The organism is Micromonospora sp. NPDC093244 (genome assembly GCF_040683695.1).
GTDB lineage: Bacteria > Actinomycetota > Actinomycetes > Mycobacteriales > Micromonosporaceae > Micromonospora.
Window position 1 is genome coordinate 1,109,302 of the sequence record NZ_JBFBEO010000002.1, and the last position, 15,210, is coordinate 1,124,511.

Genomic DNA, 15,210 nt, shown 5'->3' on the forward strand with positions numbered 1-15,210 from the left:
CGCCGGACCGAGCAACGGAGGTCCCGGCCAGGCCGAGCAACGGAGGTCCCCGCTGGGCCGAGCAGGACAGGTGCCCGCCGGGCCGAGCACCGCAGATCCGCAGCTCACCCTGACGCACAAGGTCCGGCCCACCCCGCCGGGTGGCCGTACCCACGCTGATCATCACCGCCGCCATCGCGCCCCACTCACGGGGCAGCTCTACAGGGAGCAGCGGTGACCACCGCCACCCCGCCCAGGCCGCCACCCCGACGATGGCCGGCTCGCACCTCACAGACCCGGCACCACGAAGAAGGCGTCAGCGGGTGCGGGGCTAACGTGAGGGCGTGGCGCTCTCTCTGGCGATCTCCCCCTGCCCCAATGACACGTTCGTCTTCCACGCGCTGGTGCACGGCCGGGTGCCGGGTGCGCCGCCGGTCGAGGTCACGTACGCGGACGTGGACGTCACCAACACGGCCGCCGAGCGTGGCGCGTTCGACCTGGTGAAGGTGAGCTTCGCGGCGCTGCCGTGGCTGCTCGACGACTACCACCTGCTGCCCTGCGGCGGGGCGCTCGGGCGCGGCTGCGGGCCGCTGGTGCTCACCAGGGGCGACCGCACCGACCTGACCGGGGCCACGGTGGCGGTGCCGGGCGACCGGACCACCGCGTACCTGCTGTTCCGGCTCTGGTCGGCCGGTCAACCGCCGGCGCGGATCGAGGTGGTCCCGTTCCACGAAATCATGCCGGGCGTCGCGGCCGGCCGCTACGACGCCGGACTGGTCATCCACGAGGCCCGGTTCACCTACCACCGGCACGGCCTGACCGCGCTTGTCGACCTCGGCGAATGGTGGGAGGCCGACACCGGCCTCCCCATCCCCCTCGGCGCGATCCTCGCCCGGCGCGGCGCGGTCGATCCGCAAGCCGCCGCCGGCTGGATCCGCGAGTCGGTCCGGCAGGCCTGGGCGGACCCGGCGGCCAGCCGGGAGTACGTCCTCGCGCACGCACAGGAGATGGAACTCGACGTGGTGGACCGGCACATCGGCCTCTACGTCAACGAGTTCACCGCGGACCTGGGCGAGGCCGGCTTCGCCGCGGTGACGGCGCTCCTCGACCGCGCCGCCACCGCCGGGCTGGTGCCTCAGACCTCCAGCTCGCGCGCGACCGCGTGGACCAGCTGAGCAATCTTCTGCGCGGTCTTCTTGTCCGGATACCTGCCACGACGCAGGTCCGGCTGGACCTTCGCCTCCAGCACCTTGATCATGTCCTCGACGAGGCCGTGCAACTCCTCGGCCGGCCGGCGACGCAACTCCGCCATCGACGGCGGCGCGTCCAGCAGCTTGACGCCCATGGCCTGCGCGCCCCGGCGGCTGTCCACCACGCTGAAGTCGACCCGCTGACCACCCTTGAGGTCGGTGACGCCCGCCGGCAACGCACCCTTGGGCAGGAACACGTCACCGCCCTCGTCACTGGTGACGAAGCCGTATCCCTTGGCCGTGTCGTACCACTTCACTCGACCCGTAGGCACCTGAAAACCCCTGCTTCACTTGAGCCGCTACTGCTCCAAGGCTAGCTGGATCATGCCGTCGAGCGCCCCTGGGAATCCGTAGAGATCGTCCAGAACCACTTTCGCACCCGCCGCGCGCAACTCGTCCGGCGAGCACGGACCGGTCGCCACGGCGATCCCAGGCACCCCGGCGGCCCCGGCCGCCACCATGTCCGCCACATGGTCGCCGACGTAGTGGGAGGCGTCGTGCTCCCGCAGGGCTGACGCCTTCTGCTCGGCGAACAGGTCCCCGGCCAGCTCGTCGACAGGGAAACCGAGGTGCTCCAGGTGCAGCCGCGCCAGCCGGCCCATCTTGGCGGTGACGACAAGCACCCGACCGCCCCGCGCGCGGATCGCGTCGATGGCCTCCCGCGCACCCGGCATCGGGACCGTCGGGGTGATCGCGTACGCCGGGTACAGCTCGCGGTACGCGTGCACCGCCGACTCGACGTGCTCCGGCGGGAACCAGTGCGCGATCTCGGTGCGCAGCGGCGGGCCGAGCCGGGACACGGCCAGGTCGGCGTCCACCGGCACGCCCGTCCTCGCGGTCAACGCCCGGAACGTCGCGGCGATGCCGGGACGGGAATCCACCAGGGTCATGTCGAGATCGAATCCGACGGTCAGCGCAGACATGCCGAGAAACGTACCCGGAGACTCCCGACCGGGCGGACGTCCGAGGGGCGCGATGACCGGGTGCCGGGCTAGCGTGGAAAGACGATGAGCACCTCACTCGCCGACCACCTGCGGTCGCTGCCCGACGAGTCACTGGCCGCACTCCTGCAACTGCGGCCCGACCTCGTCGTGCCCGTACCGGCCGACATCTCCGCACTGGCCATCCGGGCCCAGTCCCGGGTCTCGGTGGCCCGCGCGCTGGACGGGCTGGACCAGTTCACCCTCCAGATCCTCGACGCCGCCCGCCTCACCCGGAACCCGGACGACGGCACCACTGCCACCGACGCGGTGCTCGCCATGGCGACCACCGGGCCGCACCCGCCGGCACCGACGGCCGTGCGGGCCGCCGTGGGCAGGCTACGGGCGCTCTTCCTGCTGTACGGCCCGGAGCACGCGCTCCAGGTGACGCCCGCCGTCGACGAGGTGGCCCCGTACCCCGCAGGACTCGGCCGGCCCGCCGCGGACCTGGACCCGCGCACGGCCGCGCTCTGCGCGGACGCGGCGAAACTGCGTCGGACGCTGCTCGCCGCGCCGCCCTCGGCCCGGGCGATCCTGGACCGGCTGGCGGCCGGTCCCCCGGTGGGCAGCGTGCCCCCTGGCGCGTTGCAGGCGCCACCCGTCGGCGCGGAGGACCCGGTCCTCTCCGACCCCACGAACGGCGGCGCCCCGGCCGGCTCCCCGGTGCGCTGGCTTGTCGACAACCGGTTGCTCGTGCCCATCTCGGCCGGCTCGTCGACGGCGAGCGGCACCGTCGAACTGCCCCGTGAGGTCGGCCTGCTGCTGCGCCGCGACAGTGGTCCGCTCGGCCCGCTGCGTACCAGTCCACCGCCGGTGGCCGCCGCTCCGCGCGAGGCGAAGGCAGTCGACTCCGCCGGCGCCGGGCAGACCATGGAGGTGGTCCGGCACACCGAGGGGATCCTGGAGCAACTCGCCGCGGAACCAGCGCCGGTGCTGCGGTCCGGCGGCATCGGCGTACGTGACCTGCGGCGGTTGGCACGTACCGCCGGGCTGGACGAGCCGACGACCGCGCTGCTGCTGGAGGTCGCGTACGCGGCGGGGCTCGCCGGTGAGCTGGAGACGCCCGGCGCGGCCGCCACCCGGTACGGGGTGGATCAGCAGGTGATGCCCACCGGCGGGTACGAGGTGTGGAGGGCCGCGTCGCTGGCGCAGCGCTGGGAGCAACTGGCCCGCGCCTGGCTGACGATGACCAGGCAGGTGGGGCTGGTCGGTCGCCGCGACGACCGGGACCGGCCGATCACCGCGCTCTCCGCCGAGGCCGAACGGGCCGGCGCGCCGGCCACCCGACGGGCGGTCCTCGGCGTACTCGCCGATTTGGAGCCGGCGACCGCGCCCACGCCGGAGGAGGTGCAGGACCTGCTGGACTGGCGGGCGCCGCGGCGCAGCCGGGGCCGGGAGGCGGGCCACCGGGAGGTGCTGGCCGAGGCGGCGCAGCTCGGCGTCACCGGGCTGGGGGCGCTCACCTCGTACGGGCGGCTGCTGCTGGGCGACCTCACGTCGGCCGACGAGCGGGGCGCGGACGACCCGCTGGGCGTGCACGCGGACGTCGAGAGCGGCGACCCGTCGGACGCCGCCCGCGCACTTGACGCGTTGCTGCCCGCGCCGGTCGACCACTTCCTGGTGCAGGCCGACCTGACCGTTGTGGTGCCCGGCCCGCCCGAACCGGCGTTGGCCGCCGAGTTGGAGGCGATGACCGAACTCGAGTCGGCCGGCGGGGCCAGCGTGCACCGGGTCACCACGGCGAGCGTGCGCCGGGCGCTGGACTCCGGCTACTCGGCAGGTGACCTGCACGACGTGTTCCGCCGACGCTCCCGTACGCCGGTGCCGCAGGGCCTGACCTACCTGGTGGACGACGTGGCCCGTAAGCACGGCGGGTTGCGGGTCGGCCTGGCCGGGGCGTACCTGCGCAGCGACGACGAGGCGCTGCTCAGCGAGGTGCTGGCCGACCGGCGGCTGGAGCCGTTGACGCTGCGCCGGCTCGCGCCGACGGTGCTGTGCACCCCGTACCAGGTGGGTCGGCTGCTGGGCGCGCTGCGCGAGGCCGGGTACGCGCCGGTGCAGGAGGACGCCACCGGCGGCACCGTGCTGTCCCGGCCCCGGATCCGACGGGCACCGGCCCGGGTTCCGATGACCACCCGGACGCTGGATCCGCTTGCCGCTCCGAAACTGCCCATGCCCCGCCTGCTCGGCGTGGTGGAGCACATCCGTCGGGGTGACGCGGCGGCGCGGGCGGCCCGGCGGGCGCCAGCGGTGGTGCGCGGCGGCGCGGCGGGGCTGGGCGGCGGTCCGGTGCCGGCGCACACGCACACCGAGGCCCTCGCAGTGCTCCAGCAGGCGGTCCGCGACAAGGCGCTGGTCTGGGTCGGCTACGTCGACGCACACGGGGCGACCGCGTCCCGGCTGGTCAAGCCCGTCTCGATCGGCGCCGGGTATCTGCGCGCCGAGGACGAGCGGACCGAGATGCTGCACACGTTCGCGCTGCACCGGATCACGGCGGCGGTGCTCGCGGACTGACCGGGCGTGCCGCCGCTGGCCTGGTCGGTCAGCGGCGGCTGCGGCGTACGGTGCCGACGACGGAGACGACAAGCAGCAGCGCGAAGCCGGCGCCGGCGGCCTCCCCGACCGAGTCGACGAAGCCCTGCTGGAGCACCAACCACCCGAAGAGGAACCACCCGAACAGCAGCGTCGCCGCGACGGCGTACGCGATCACGGTCGCTCGGGACACCTCGTCGGGCGGTGCCTGCTCGTACTGCGCGATCACTTCACGGTCGACCGTCATGCCCAGCCTCCCCGCCCGGTCCGGCCCTGGACTCCCAGGGTGACACTCCTGAGACGGGTGTGACAGGGGATAAACCCCCGATCCGGGGGTGTGTCGGTCAGGTGCCGGGGCGACGACCGACCAGCACGACGCGGGTGCCGACCTTGCCCAGCTCCCACATCCGCACGGCGTCGGCGTGCAGCAGGTTGACGCAGCCGTGCGAGCCGATCGACTTGTCGTGCAGGTAGGTGGTGGTCTCGTGGAAGCCCATGCCCTGGGTGAAGTGCTGCCAGTAGGGCAGCCACACCTCGTACGGGTCGGACCACTCCTTCGGGTTGCGGAAGTTGACCGTGTACGTGCCGGCGGGGGTGCGGTAGCCGGACATGCCGGTACGGGTCACGGTCGGCTCCATGACCACCTTGCCGCCCCGCATCGCCCAGACGGTCTGCCGGGTCAGGTCGACGCAGAACGTGGTGCCGGTGCCGGCCTTGCAGCTGGCCGGGTTGGTGGTGGCGAGGCGCTGGGCCACGTCGTAGGTGGTGGGGCCGGCGCGACCCTCGACGGGGCGGATGCCGTACCTCTTCTGGAACTTCTTGATGGCGGCGCAGTCGGCGGCAGACTGCCGGCCGTCCACGGTCACGGTCCCGAAGCCACCCAGGCGGGCCAGGTAGGTCTCGACGGCGCGCTGGTGCTGGCCCTGGGGGCAGCCGGCGACTGTCGACGTACTCGGGGCGGCTGTCGGCGTGGGGGCCTTGCGCGTGGGTTTCGGGGTGGGCTTCCGGGAGGGTTTCGGGGTGGGGGTGGTCGGCGTGGGTCGGCCGCGCTGGTCCGGCCCGGACGTGCCGCTCGCCCCCGTTGCCTGTTCCGCGGCACCGGCTGGGGCGGCTCCCCCGCCACCACTCCCGCCGGACTGCGGATCGAACGTGCACGCACCGGCACCGACCAGCACGACCACCAGCAGGGCAACCAGCCGGAAAGTGCTCTGGACACGCCTCATGGCACCTCCCCTGGACAGTTGTCCCTTTGCTAGACGTTCGTAAGTGCCGTCCCGGTTGCACCTGGTGAGCATCTTTCTTTCGACATCCCCCACCGTGCAACACTTGATGGTCGGCCAACCGAGGAGAGGACACTGGCGTGAGCGGTGGACCACTGATCGTGCAGTCGGACAAGACCCTGCTGCTGGAGATCGACCACCCCGACGCGCAAGCCTGCCGGATGGCGATCGCGCCGTTCGCCGAGTTGGAGCGTTCACCGGAGCACGTGCACACGTACCGGTTGACCCCGCTCGGTCTGTGGAACGCCCGGGCGGCGGGGCACGACGCCGAGGGGGTCGTCGACTCGCTGCTCAAGTACTCCCGCTATCCGGTGCCGCACGCGCTGCTTGTGGACGTGGCCGAGACGATGGACAGGTACGGCCGGCTCCAGCTCGCCAACGACCCGGCGTACGGGCTGGTGCTGCGTGCGCTGGACCGGCTGGTGCTGATCGAGGTGGCCAAGAGCAAGAAGCTCGCCGGGATGCTCGGCGACAAGATCGACGACGACACCATCCGGGTGCACCCGTCCGAACGCGGCCGGCTCAAGCAGGCGCTGCTGAAGCTGGGTTGGCCGGCGGAGGACCTGGCCGGTTACGTCGACGGTGAGGCACACCCGATCGAGCTGGCCGAGGCCGGCAAGGACGGGCGCAAGCCGTGGACGCTGCGGTCGTACCAGCGGGAGGCCGTGGAGGCGTTCTGGGCCGGCGGGTCGGGTGTCGTGGTGCTGCCCTGCGGCGCCGGCAAGACGCTTGTCGGCGCTGCGGCGATGGCCGAGGCGAAGGCGACCACGCTGATCCTGGTCACCAACACGGTCGCCGGTAGGCAGTGGAAGCGGGAGCTGATCGCCCGCACGTCGCTGACCGAGGAGGAAATCGGCGAGTACTCGGGTGAGCGCAAGGAGATCCGTCCGGTCACCATCGCCACGTACCAGGTGCTCACCTCGCGGCGCGGCGGCGCGTTCACCCACCTGGACCTGTTCGGCGCCCGCGACTGGGGCCTGGTCGTCTACGACGAGGTGCACCTGCTGCCCGCGCCGATCTTCCGGTTCACCGCGGACCTCCAGGCCCGCCGCCGGCTGGGCCTCACGGCGACTCTGGTACGCGAGGACGGCCGCGAGGGTGACGTGTTCAGCCTGATCGGGCCGAAGCGGTACGACGCGCCGTGGAAGGACATCGAGTCGCAGGGCTGGATCGCGCCGGCCGAGTGCACCGAGGTCCGGGTGACGCTTACCGACGCGGAGCGGATGTCGTACGCGACGGCGGAGGCCGAGGAGCGGTACCGGATGGCGGCGACCGCGCGGACGAAGCTGCCGGTGGTGAAGGCGCTCGTCGACCGGCACCCGGAGGACCAGGTGCTGGTGATCGGCGCGTACATCGATCAGCTGCACCAGCTCGGCGAGTACCTCGACGCGCCGATCATCCAGGGCTCGACGACGAACAAGGAGCGGGAGCGGCTGTTCGACGCGTTCCGCTCCGGTGAGCTGCGCACCCTGGTGATCTCGAAGGTCGGCAACTTCTCCATCGACCTGCCGGAGGCGGCGGTCGCGATCCAGGTGTCGGGCACGTTCGGGTCACGCCAGGAGGAGGCGCAACGGCTCGGTCGGGTGCTCCGGCCGAAGGCCGACGGGCGGCAGGCGCACTTCTACACGGTGGTGTCCCGGGACACGATCGACACCGAGTACGCGGCGCACCGGCAGCGCTTCCTGGCCGAGCAGGGCTACGCGTACACGATCGTCGACGCCGACGACGTCCTCGGCCCGTCCCTACCGTCCTTCGACTGAGCGCGGTGGGTCGCCCCCGTCCGGGGCGACCCACCGTGTCAGGGCCGGGTCAGGAGAAGTCGACCAGGAAGTAGTAGTTGGTCGGGTCGCTCCACACCCCGTCGGCCGTACGCCCACGCACCCTCATGGTGTGCGAACTGGTCGAGGTGGGCGTGTAGGTGACGGTGGCGACCCCGGCGGCGTTCGCCGCCACCGTCGCCGGCTCCCTGTTGTCGATCGCGTACTCGAACTCCACCACGCCCGGGCTGCCCTGGGTGAAGGTGAAGTCGCCCGGCTCGCCGACGCCACCGGACCACTGGCTCTCCGGGTAGGTGGTCGACGACACCCGGGGTGCGGTGCCAACCAGGAACGGGTAGTCCGTCTGCGGCGTGTACGCCCCCGCCTCGGTGCGGCCGCGCACCGAGAAGACGTTCGCGCCGTTGCGGTCCATCGTCACCGAGATGTCGGTGACCAGCGACTCGGGCGTCTTCGGCACGCTCTGCCAGGCGCCGCCGTTGAGCTGGTACTCGAAGGTCGTCACCTCGCCGATCTCGGTGTAGACATCGAACCTGCCGACCGCGCCGATACCGCCACGCGGGGTGTACTCGTCGTACGCGCTGCTCACGTTCACCCGCGGATCGCGTACCCGGAAGTAGTACCGCCGTTCGGCGCTGGCCGTGCCGTCCGCCGCCCGGCTGGTGACCGTCAGCAGGGTGTAGCCGGCGTGCGCGGGCGCGATCTCGATGGTCGCCCTGCCGTCCGGTCCAGCGGCCACCACCTGCTCCTCGCCGCTGTACTCCAGCACGTAGCGGTACTCCACCACGTCGGAGCGACCCGGATTGAAGGTGAAGCGACCTGGCTGGCCGGGCTGGCCGCCGTCGCCGTTCTCCGGGTATTCGCTGGACGTCACCACCGGGGCGTCGCTGACGTCGAACGTGTAGGTCCGCGGCGGGGAGAACGATCCGTCCAGGAAGCGCGTACGTACCGTCAGCGTGTTGCTGCCGGAGCGCTCGGGGGTGATCGTCGCCCGCCCCCAGCTGTACTCCGGGTCGACAGTCTGCTCGGCGCCGTCGTTGAGCCGGTAGACGTAGGCGTCGACGTCCGGCATCGCGGTGTCGAAGTTGAACTCGCCGGGGATGCCCACACCGCCCCACGCGCCGTACTCGTAGTAGGTGCTGGAAGAGACGATCGGCTTGGTGTCGATGACGTTGAACTGGTACTGCTCGACGTCCGAGACGGTGCCGTCGGCGCTGATGCTGCGCACGTTCAGCGTGTACCAGTTCGGCTCCGTGGGCGTCCAGCGCAGCACCGCGGTGCCGTCCGCCGCCGCGTCGACGCGTCGCATCTCGTCGGACTGGAACGCGTACTCGTACGCCACCACCCCCGCCCGGCCGGGACGGAAGGTGAAGCCACCCTCGCGGTCCACCACGCCGTCATGCTCCGGGAAGGCGAAGTCGGCCGACTCCACGACCGGGGTGTCGCGGACCGTCACGTCCTCGGTGTACGCGCCGACCATCTCGGCGCCGACGTAGCTGCGCACCTGGACCCGGACGCGACCAGTCTGGGCGAACACCACCGGGACGACAGTGGTGCCGTCGGCGTCGGCCGGCACCCGGACCTCCGCGCCGTCGCCGACCCGGTAACCGAACTCCGTGACCCCTTCGACATTCGTCGAGATCGCCAATTCGCTCGGCAGACCGACACCGCCCATGGTCACCCGCACACCGGGGGCCGTGGACTTGACGAAGAACTCGTACTCGACCACCTCGGAGGAGTTGGAGGCGCTGTCCACGCTACGCACGCTCAGGAACTCGACGAACGAGGTGGGCGTGTATTCGAGGGTGACGTCCGCGCCCGGCTGCGGAGCGGCGATGTAGTTGTACGTGTCGCCGAAGCGCCCCCAGTAGTAGCCGACCACGTCCGGTGACCCGTTCGCCTTGAAGGTGAACGTGCCCGGTACTCCCGAGCCGCCGTGTGGCACACCATCGTTCGGGTACGTGACCGAACTGATCAGGGGAGTCGCCGGCCGCTCGCCGTCCACCTTCACGAAGCACGGCTTCGCCCAGGAGGAGTAGTCGTGACCGTCGTAGGCGCGTGCGGTCCACGCGACAACGGTGCCGTGCGGATACTGCCCCATGTCCCACGTGACCTTGGACAGGGCGTTCGCGTAGCTCGATCCGGACAACTCGGAGCGCTGGTCCTCATGGCCGACCGGCCAGGCGGCGAACTGTCCCCAGTAGTTGGGGTCGTAGGGGTCCGCCTCCTCGCCCCGGACCATCAGGGTGTAGTTGCGCGCCCCCACGGGCTGCGGCTTGGCCTTCGTGCCACAGGCCCACGACGGGAACTCGAGCCCGATCTGCGTCACCGTCGGCGCGTGGTTGGTCTCGGTGCGGATCGCCGGGAACGGCCGGAGCTTACGGCCGTGGGAGAGGTCGCCCTCGTAACCGTGCGGCACCCGGATCTCGACGGTGAGGGTCGCCGCGCCCTGCTTCGCCAACTTCTGTAGGGCGGGCGCGATGTTCCACGCCAGGTAACCGGGGCAGGTTGCCTCGCCGCCGGCCTGGACGGTGCCGAGCAGCTCGCGTCGACGCGGTGCCGAATCCCAGCTCGTGGTGGCCTTGATCGCATCGGTGCGCCACAGCTCGACCGGCTGCGCCGAGGCGCAGTCGGCAGCCGACCTCTCGGCGATGACCAGATCCGCCTTGTGGACGACGGTGCCGCTGAAGCGTGAGATGTCGAAGCTGAAGTAGGAACGGGACTTGTGCTTCTTTCCGCCCTCATCGGTCCACGCGCCGATCGGCGCGTCCCCGGACTGGTCCACGAACGACTTCTTCGGCAGTTGGGAATCCGTGTAGGCCCAACTGGACTTGCTCACGTCCCACTGCTGGTAAGCCTGAGCCGGTGCGGCGGTCACGCTGACCAGACCCGCACCGAGCACTATGCCGAGTGAACCGGCCAGCAATCTTCGTGCGCGCACGACGATGCCCCTCCCCCGTAGACGATGGCGTACATCGCCACCGAGGGGCCAGAGCATATCGAGGTATGGCCAGGTGTCGGCTAGCCGATTCGGGTGGTCTGCGACCGTCATCCGGACCATGATCACCCTTGCGGCATAACCCATGTCGACCTTCCGCCGACAGAGGTCACCACCTGCCGGACCAGCGCTGCCTGGCAGGCCGCGCGCGCCTGACCTGCCACGCGAAGCGGGGTCGACGAGCCGCCCGGAGGCGGCCCGTCGACCCCGACCTGCGCTCCCCGGCTAGCCGGCGCCGCCGGCGCGGAACGCCACCCAGGCGTCGCTCATCCGGTCGGCCTGACCGGCGGTGAACATGTTCATGCAGGAGTCCTGCGTGTAGTCCATGAAGTTGTGGATCGGGTCGAGCCCGGGCGCGGTGCAGGTGTCAGCTCCCACCGGGCAGTCGAACTGAGGTGCCGCCTCGCGCGGGGTGTCCGCGACGAAGTCGCCGGAGGCGGAGCAGCCGTGCGCGAAGGTGTGCTCCAGCATCAGCCAGTGCCCGACCTCGTGGGTCAGCGTGTCACCGAGTGCGTACTTGCCGGCCGTGCCGCCCGGCATCGACTCGTCGAGCATCACCACGCCGTCGATGTAGTCGCGGCCGTTGTTGTAGCCCTTCGGGAAGTACGCCCAGCCGAGCAGCCCACCGCCGATGTTGGCCGCGTACACGTTGAGGGTTTCCGAGTCGCCGGTGTACAGCGCCTTCTTCATGTCCCGCTCGTTCTTGCCGGGCTCCACCGTGTACCAGGCGCTGTTCACCGTCCACGTGGTGTCGACGAGCGAGAACCGGAACGGCGTGTTGGAGGCGTCCGCCGCGGTGCGACCCGCGAACGAGTCGTTGAGCACCGTCATCTGCGCGGCGATCAGGTTGTTCCACCTGGTCGTCTCGGCGGTGGTGAGCGGATGGTCGGAGATCATGTGGAAGACCGTCGGGATGGTGACGCTGCCGTTCGGCAGGCGCGGAGCGTCCTTGACCACGCCGTAGGCGTTGGCTTCGTTCTTTGAGTACAGCTCCGGTTCCTGGGCGGTGGCGCCCTGGGCGAGCCGGGCCGCGCCGTGCGGGTCGGCGCCCGGCTCGCACGCCGCCACGCCCGGGGAGGCGGTCGCGGGGGCGGCCGTGGCGAGTGCCCCGGAGGCGCCGCCGGACGCCAGGAGCGTCGCGGCGGTGGCGGTGAGGACCGCCAGTCGGAAGGTCGGTCTCCTGCGCATCGGTGCACCTTTCAGTGAGGGAGGCGGTGCGGCGTCGATGACGTCCTTGCTCGGGTATGAGAACACGCCGACGACATCGACAACAGACCCCTGAGCAGGGCGGACGGCGATGTAACGGATCCGGATCGGCAAGCGCTGTTTGGCCGCTCCGGCGGAGTTCAGAGGACCCGGGTGGCCTGCTCGGCGGCGACCACGGCGTCCCGCCGGGCCGGGTCGAGGTTGGCGCTGATGACCACTGACGCGCCAGCCGACAGCGGCGCGAGCAACCACTTCAACGGCTGCTCGTGCTCGGCGGCGTCGACGAGCAGCCGGTCACCGGGACGCAGGCCGAGCATCCCGGCGACCTCCCGGGCGAGCGCCCCCCACTGGCCGTAGGTGGTGCCGTCCGCGCTGGCCGGGTCGGACGGGCGGATCGCGGTGTGGTCGGGCGTGACGTCCGGGTGGCGGAGCACCTCGGCGGACCAGTCCAACCAGCCCAACGGCACGTCGGCCAGCCGGCCCGGCCCGGTGCCGACCAGGTAGCGGTGCGGCGCGTCCGGCACGTCCTCCAGCCAGTCGTCCTGCCGCTGCGGAGTCACGAAGACCGCGTCGAACGGCCGGTCACCGCCGGGTTCGAGCACTGGCAGACCCGCCGTGGCGCGCGGCCGGAACGACACCGCCAGGCCGCACGCCCACGCGCCCAACAACACCGCAGCCGTACGCCAGTGCGGCGGCAGTAGCACCGCTACGCGGCTGCCGGGGCCGAGCCCGCAGCCGTCCCGCAGCAGACTGGCGCTGCGCGCCGACCAGGCGCCGACCTGCTGGGCGGTCAGGTCGATGCGCTCACCCGTCGCCTCGTCGCGGTAACTCAGCAGCGGGCTCTCGACCGCTGTGGGCGGGACGATCGGGTCGGCCGTGGCGTGTGGCTGCATCTGCGTGCTCCCGGGTGACGACGTCGGCACCACCCTACGCAACGACGTTGGTGGTCAGCGTGCACCGGGAGCGGCGGCAGGTGCCCGCTGCCGTGCACCTCCCGGCGCGGTGCCCGCTTACGACGGACGTCCGGCCGGTCACACAAGGTGACGCCGAGCGCGGTCCGCCACCCATCACCCCCCGGCCTTTGCTCTGCATACCTATACGCGACACTCACGCTGCGCGAGCACGACGATGGCCGCCGCCCAGGAAGGCCGGCATGAAGTCGCAGCTCAACGTGGGTGTTGCCTATTGGTATGCAGAGCAAAGGGGTTGGCCGGTCCGGCCGGGGGCACGGGCAGACTTGCGCTCAGTGACGTAGACCCCGTCGCGGAGCCTGGGAAACCCAGAGTGAGCCCTCGATCTTCGGACGACGGCAGAACCCTCATCGGGAACCACGCCGTCCCACCTCACCTCAGAGGCAGTTCCGGGCCGCCGTCGAGCAGCGCGGCCAGCAGGTCGCCGTACTCCTCGACCCGGTCCAGGACCTCGGCGGCGGTGAACTGGCGGACGGCAGGCCTCCGGCCGCGGGCGCCGGCCTCGACCTCGTCCCAGGTCAGCGGCGTCGACACCGACGGCACCGACTGGGCCCGCAGCGAGTACGGCGCCACTGTCGTCTTCGCCGCGTTGTTCTGGCTCCAGTCGATGAAGACCTTGCCGGGGCGCAGGTTCTTCGCCATCTTCGACACGATCAGCTTCGGATGCGCCTTCTCCAGCTCCTGCGCGATCCGACGCGCGTAGGCAGAGACGTCGTCGGCGGACTGGGTGCCGGCGATCGGGCAGCAGAGCTGCATGCCCTTCTTGCCAGACGTCTTCGGGTACGAGTCGATTCCGTCGTCGGCGAGCCGGTCACGCATCAGCACCGCCACCGGGCAGCACTCGGCGAGCCCGGCCGGCGGGCCCGGGTCCAGGTCGACGACCATCATGTCGGGGTGCTCGCCGACCTTCCACTGGGGCGTGTGCAGCTCCAACGCGGCCAGGTTGGCTAGCCAGACCAGGGTGGGCAGGTCGTCCGCGACCACGTAGTCGATCGTCTCCCGGCCCTTCGTCGAGCCGGGCGCGGGCAGATTCTCCACGCGTACCCAGTCCGGGGTCGCGGCCGGCGTGTTCTTCTCGAAGAACGACTTGTCGTCCACCCCGTTGGGGAAACGGATCCGGGTGACCGGCCGGTCCCGCAGGTGCGGCAGCAGCACAGGCGAGATCCGCGTGTAGTAGTCGATCACCTCGCCCTTGCTGAAGCCGGCCGCCGGATAGAGCACCTTGTCCAGGTTGGAAAGCTCAAGCGGGCGGCCCTCGACGTCCACCCGTAGCCGCTCAGCCGGCATCGTCGACCTCCTCCGGCGGCTTGTCCGGGCGCAACCGCAGCACCCGGGGGAAGCGCAGCCGGCCGTCGGGGGTGCGCTGGCCGTACTTCACCTCCACCACCACCCTCGGTTCTACCCAGATGGCGCCCCGGGCATCCTCGCGCGGCACACCCGCCGCGAACGGCGACGCGCCGGAGCGCAGCGGCTCCAGCTCGGCGAGGAGCGCCCGTTCGATGGCCGCGCCGATCCCGCCACCGACCCGCCCCCGGTAGATCAACCGACCGTCCGGGCCGGGCACCCCGACGAGCAGGCCACCGATCCGGCGCGCTCCCGGCCGCCAGCCGCCCACCACGAAGTCGCCGGTCACCTCCAGCTTGACCTTCACCCAGTCCGGCGAGCGGACCCCGGGACGGTAGACGGCGCCGACCCGCTTCGCCATCACCCCCTCCAGGCCGTGCTCACCTGCCGCCTCGTAGGTGGCCGGGCCGTCGGAGAAGACCGGCGGGACCGCCCACCGGGCACCGCCGAGGGCGAGCGCGTCCAGAGCCTCGCGGCGGCGCTCGTACGGCCAGCCGGTCAGATCGTCGCCGTTCCACCGCAGCAGGTCGAAGATCATGTACGTCACCGGCATGACCGCCGCCAGGCGGGCCGCTCTGCTCCGGTCCCGCACGTGCATCCGCTCGGCGAGAGCCGTGAACGACGGCTGCCCACCCTCGCCGAGCAGCACCACCTCGCCGTCGAACAGCGCGTCGTCGACCTGCTCGTGCAGCGTGGCCAGCTCCGGGTACGCGGCGGTGATCTCCGCGCCGGAACGGGCATACAGGCGCTGAGCACCGTCGGAGATGTCGGCGAGGGCGCGGATGCCGTCCCATTTGAACTCGTACACCCAGCCGTCACCGGCCGGGAGCGACCCGGTCATCGCGAGCATCGGCTTGAGCGGCGCGCCGGGCACGACCCGACTGTAGTAGCAGGC

13 protein-coding genes are annotated in these 15,210 nt (G+C 71.5%); 3 read left to right on the forward strand and 10 right to left on the reverse strand.

The genetic code is table 11. The features are described from left to right. A partial coding sequence (locus AB0N27_RS15320) for a hypothetical protein (protein ID WP_364368945.1) occupies positions 1-271 on the reverse strand: 271 nt, incomplete at its 3' end. Positions 272-323: 52 nt separating this feature from the next. On the opposite strand from AB0N27_RS15320, the gene AB0N27_RS15325 reads away from it, so the two are divergent. After that, a complete protein-coding gene (locus AB0N27_RS15325; RefSeq protein ID WP_364368948.1) occupies positions 324-1,154 on the forward strand; it encodes a 1,4-dihydroxy-6-naphthoate synthase in 831 nt (276 codons plus the stop codon). Here AB0N27_RS15325 and AB0N27_RS15330 read toward each other — a convergent pair. Both AB0N27_RS15330 and AB0N27_RS15335 read right to left on the reverse strand, forming a co-directional pair. Beyond that, the gene (locus AB0N27_RS15330) at positions 1,115-1,501 is read right to left on the reverse strand and encodes a cold-shock protein (RefSeq protein WP_088986676.1); all 387 of its coding nucleotides are present in this window, start codon (positions 1,499-1,501) and stop codon (positions 1,115-1,117) included. The two genes, AB0N27_RS15325 and AB0N27_RS15330, sit on opposite strands and share 40 nt — an antisense overlap. A 27-nt stretch (positions 1,502-1,528) precedes the next feature. Continuing rightward, the gene (locus tag AB0N27_RS15335) at positions 1,529-2,152 is read right to left on the reverse strand and encodes an HAD family hydrolase (protein WP_364368951.1); all 624 of its coding nucleotides are present in this window, start codon (positions 2,150-2,152) and stop codon (positions 1,529-1,531) included. Between the two features lie 84 nt (positions 2,153-2,236). Here AB0N27_RS15335 and AB0N27_RS15340 point away from each other — a divergent pair, with 84 nt between their 5' ends. Next, positions 2,237-4,723 (forward strand): helicase-associated domain-containing protein, encoded by a 2,487-nt coding sequence (locus tag AB0N27_RS15340; RefSeq protein WP_364368953.1) that lies wholly within the window; start codon positions 2,237-2,239, stop codon positions 4,721-4,723. A 28-nt stretch (positions 4,724-4,751) separates the two neighbouring features. Here AB0N27_RS15340 and AB0N27_RS15345 read toward each other — a convergent pair whose 3' ends face one another. Both AB0N27_RS15345 and AB0N27_RS15350 read right to left on the reverse strand, forming a co-directional pair. Then, entirely contained in the window at positions 4,752-4,988 is a 237-nt protein-coding gene (locus AB0N27_RS15345; protein ID WP_364368955.1) for a hypothetical protein, read from the reverse strand. Positions 4,989-5,085: 97 nt separating this feature from the next. Continuing rightward, positions 5,086-5,964, reverse strand: coding sequence for a L,D-transpeptidase family protein (locus tag AB0N27_RS15350; protein WP_364368957.1), 879 nt, complete (start codon positions 5,962-5,964; stop codon positions 5,086-5,088). Positions 5,965-6,101: 137 nt separating this feature from the next. On the opposite strand from AB0N27_RS15350, the gene AB0N27_RS15355 reads away from it, so the two are divergent. Then, positions 6,102-7,781 carry a DNA repair helicase XPB gene (locus AB0N27_RS15355; RefSeq protein ID WP_364368959.1) on the forward strand — a complete coding sequence of 560 codons (1,680 nt, stop codon included), beginning with the start codon at positions 6,102-6,104 and terminating at the stop codon, positions 7,779-7,781. Between the two features lie 49 nt (positions 7,782-7,830). Here the strand turns inward: AB0N27_RS15355 and AB0N27_RS15360 are convergent, their stop codons facing one another. The 5 genes from AB0N27_RS15360 to ligD (AB0N27_RS15380) form a co-directional block, all read right to left on the reverse strand. Continuing rightward, positions 7,831-10,737, reverse strand: coding sequence for a hypothetical protein (locus tag AB0N27_RS15360; RefSeq protein WP_364368961.1), 2,907 nt, complete (start codon positions 10,735-10,737; stop codon positions 7,831-7,833). Between the two features lie 282 nt (positions 10,738-11,019). Further along, entirely contained in the window at positions 11,020-11,982 is a 963-nt protein-coding gene (locus tag AB0N27_RS15365) for a zinc metalloprotease (protein WP_364368964.1), read from the reverse strand. 158 nt (positions 11,983-12,140) lie between these two features. Beyond that, positions 12,141-12,893, reverse strand: a complete 753-nt coding sequence (locus tag AB0N27_RS15370) for a TIGR03089 family protein (RefSeq protein WP_364368967.1) — start codon at positions 12,891-12,893, stop codon at positions 12,141-12,143. A 450-nt stretch (positions 12,894-13,343) separates the two neighbouring features. Then, positions 13,344-14,258 carry a non-homologous end-joining DNA ligase gene (gene ligD / locus AB0N27_RS15375; RefSeq protein ID WP_364368970.1) on the reverse strand — a complete coding sequence of 305 codons (915 nt, stop codon included), beginning with the start codon at positions 14,256-14,258 and terminating at the stop codon, positions 13,344-13,346. Beyond that, a complete protein-coding gene (ligD, locus tag AB0N27_RS15380; protein ID WP_364368973.1) occupies positions 14,248-15,189 on the reverse strand; it encodes a non-homologous end-joining DNA ligase in 942 nt (313 codons plus the stop codon). The genes ligD (AB0N27_RS15375) and ligD (AB0N27_RS15380) overlap by 11 nt, the downstream gene beginning before the upstream one ends. Between the last annotated feature and the right edge of the window lie 21 nt (positions 15,190-15,210).

Excerpts from the sequence above, each read along its gene's own strand:
- AB0N27_RS15335 (WP_364368951.1), bottom strand. The coding sequence starts at position 2,152 with ATGTCTGCGCTGACCGTCGGATTCGATCTCGACATGACCCTGGTGGAT.
- AB0N27_RS15340 (WP_364368953.1), top strand. The coding sequence starts at position 2,237 with ATGAGCACCTCACTCGCCGACCACCTGCGGTCGCTGCCCGACGAGTCA.
- AB0N27_RS15345 (WP_364368955.1), bottom strand. The coding sequence starts at position 4,988 with ATGACGGTCGACCGTGAAGTGATCGCGCAGTACGAGCAGGCACCGCCC.
- AB0N27_RS15350 (WP_364368957.1), bottom strand. The coding sequence starts at position 5,964 with ATGAGGCGTGTCCAGAGCACTTTCCGGCTGGTTGCCCTGCTGGTGGTC.
- AB0N27_RS15365 (WP_364368964.1), bottom strand. The coding sequence starts at position 11,982 with ATGCGCAGGAGACCGACCTTCCGACTGGCGGTCCTCACCGCCACCGCC.
- AB0N27_RS15370 (WP_364368967.1), bottom strand. The coding sequence starts at position 12,893 with ATGCAGCCACACGCCACGGCCGACCCGATCGTCCCGCCCACAGCGGTC.
- ligD (WP_364368970.1), bottom strand. The coding sequence starts at position 14,258 with ATGCCGGCTGAGCGGCTACGGGTGGACGTCGAGGGCCGCCCGCTTGAG.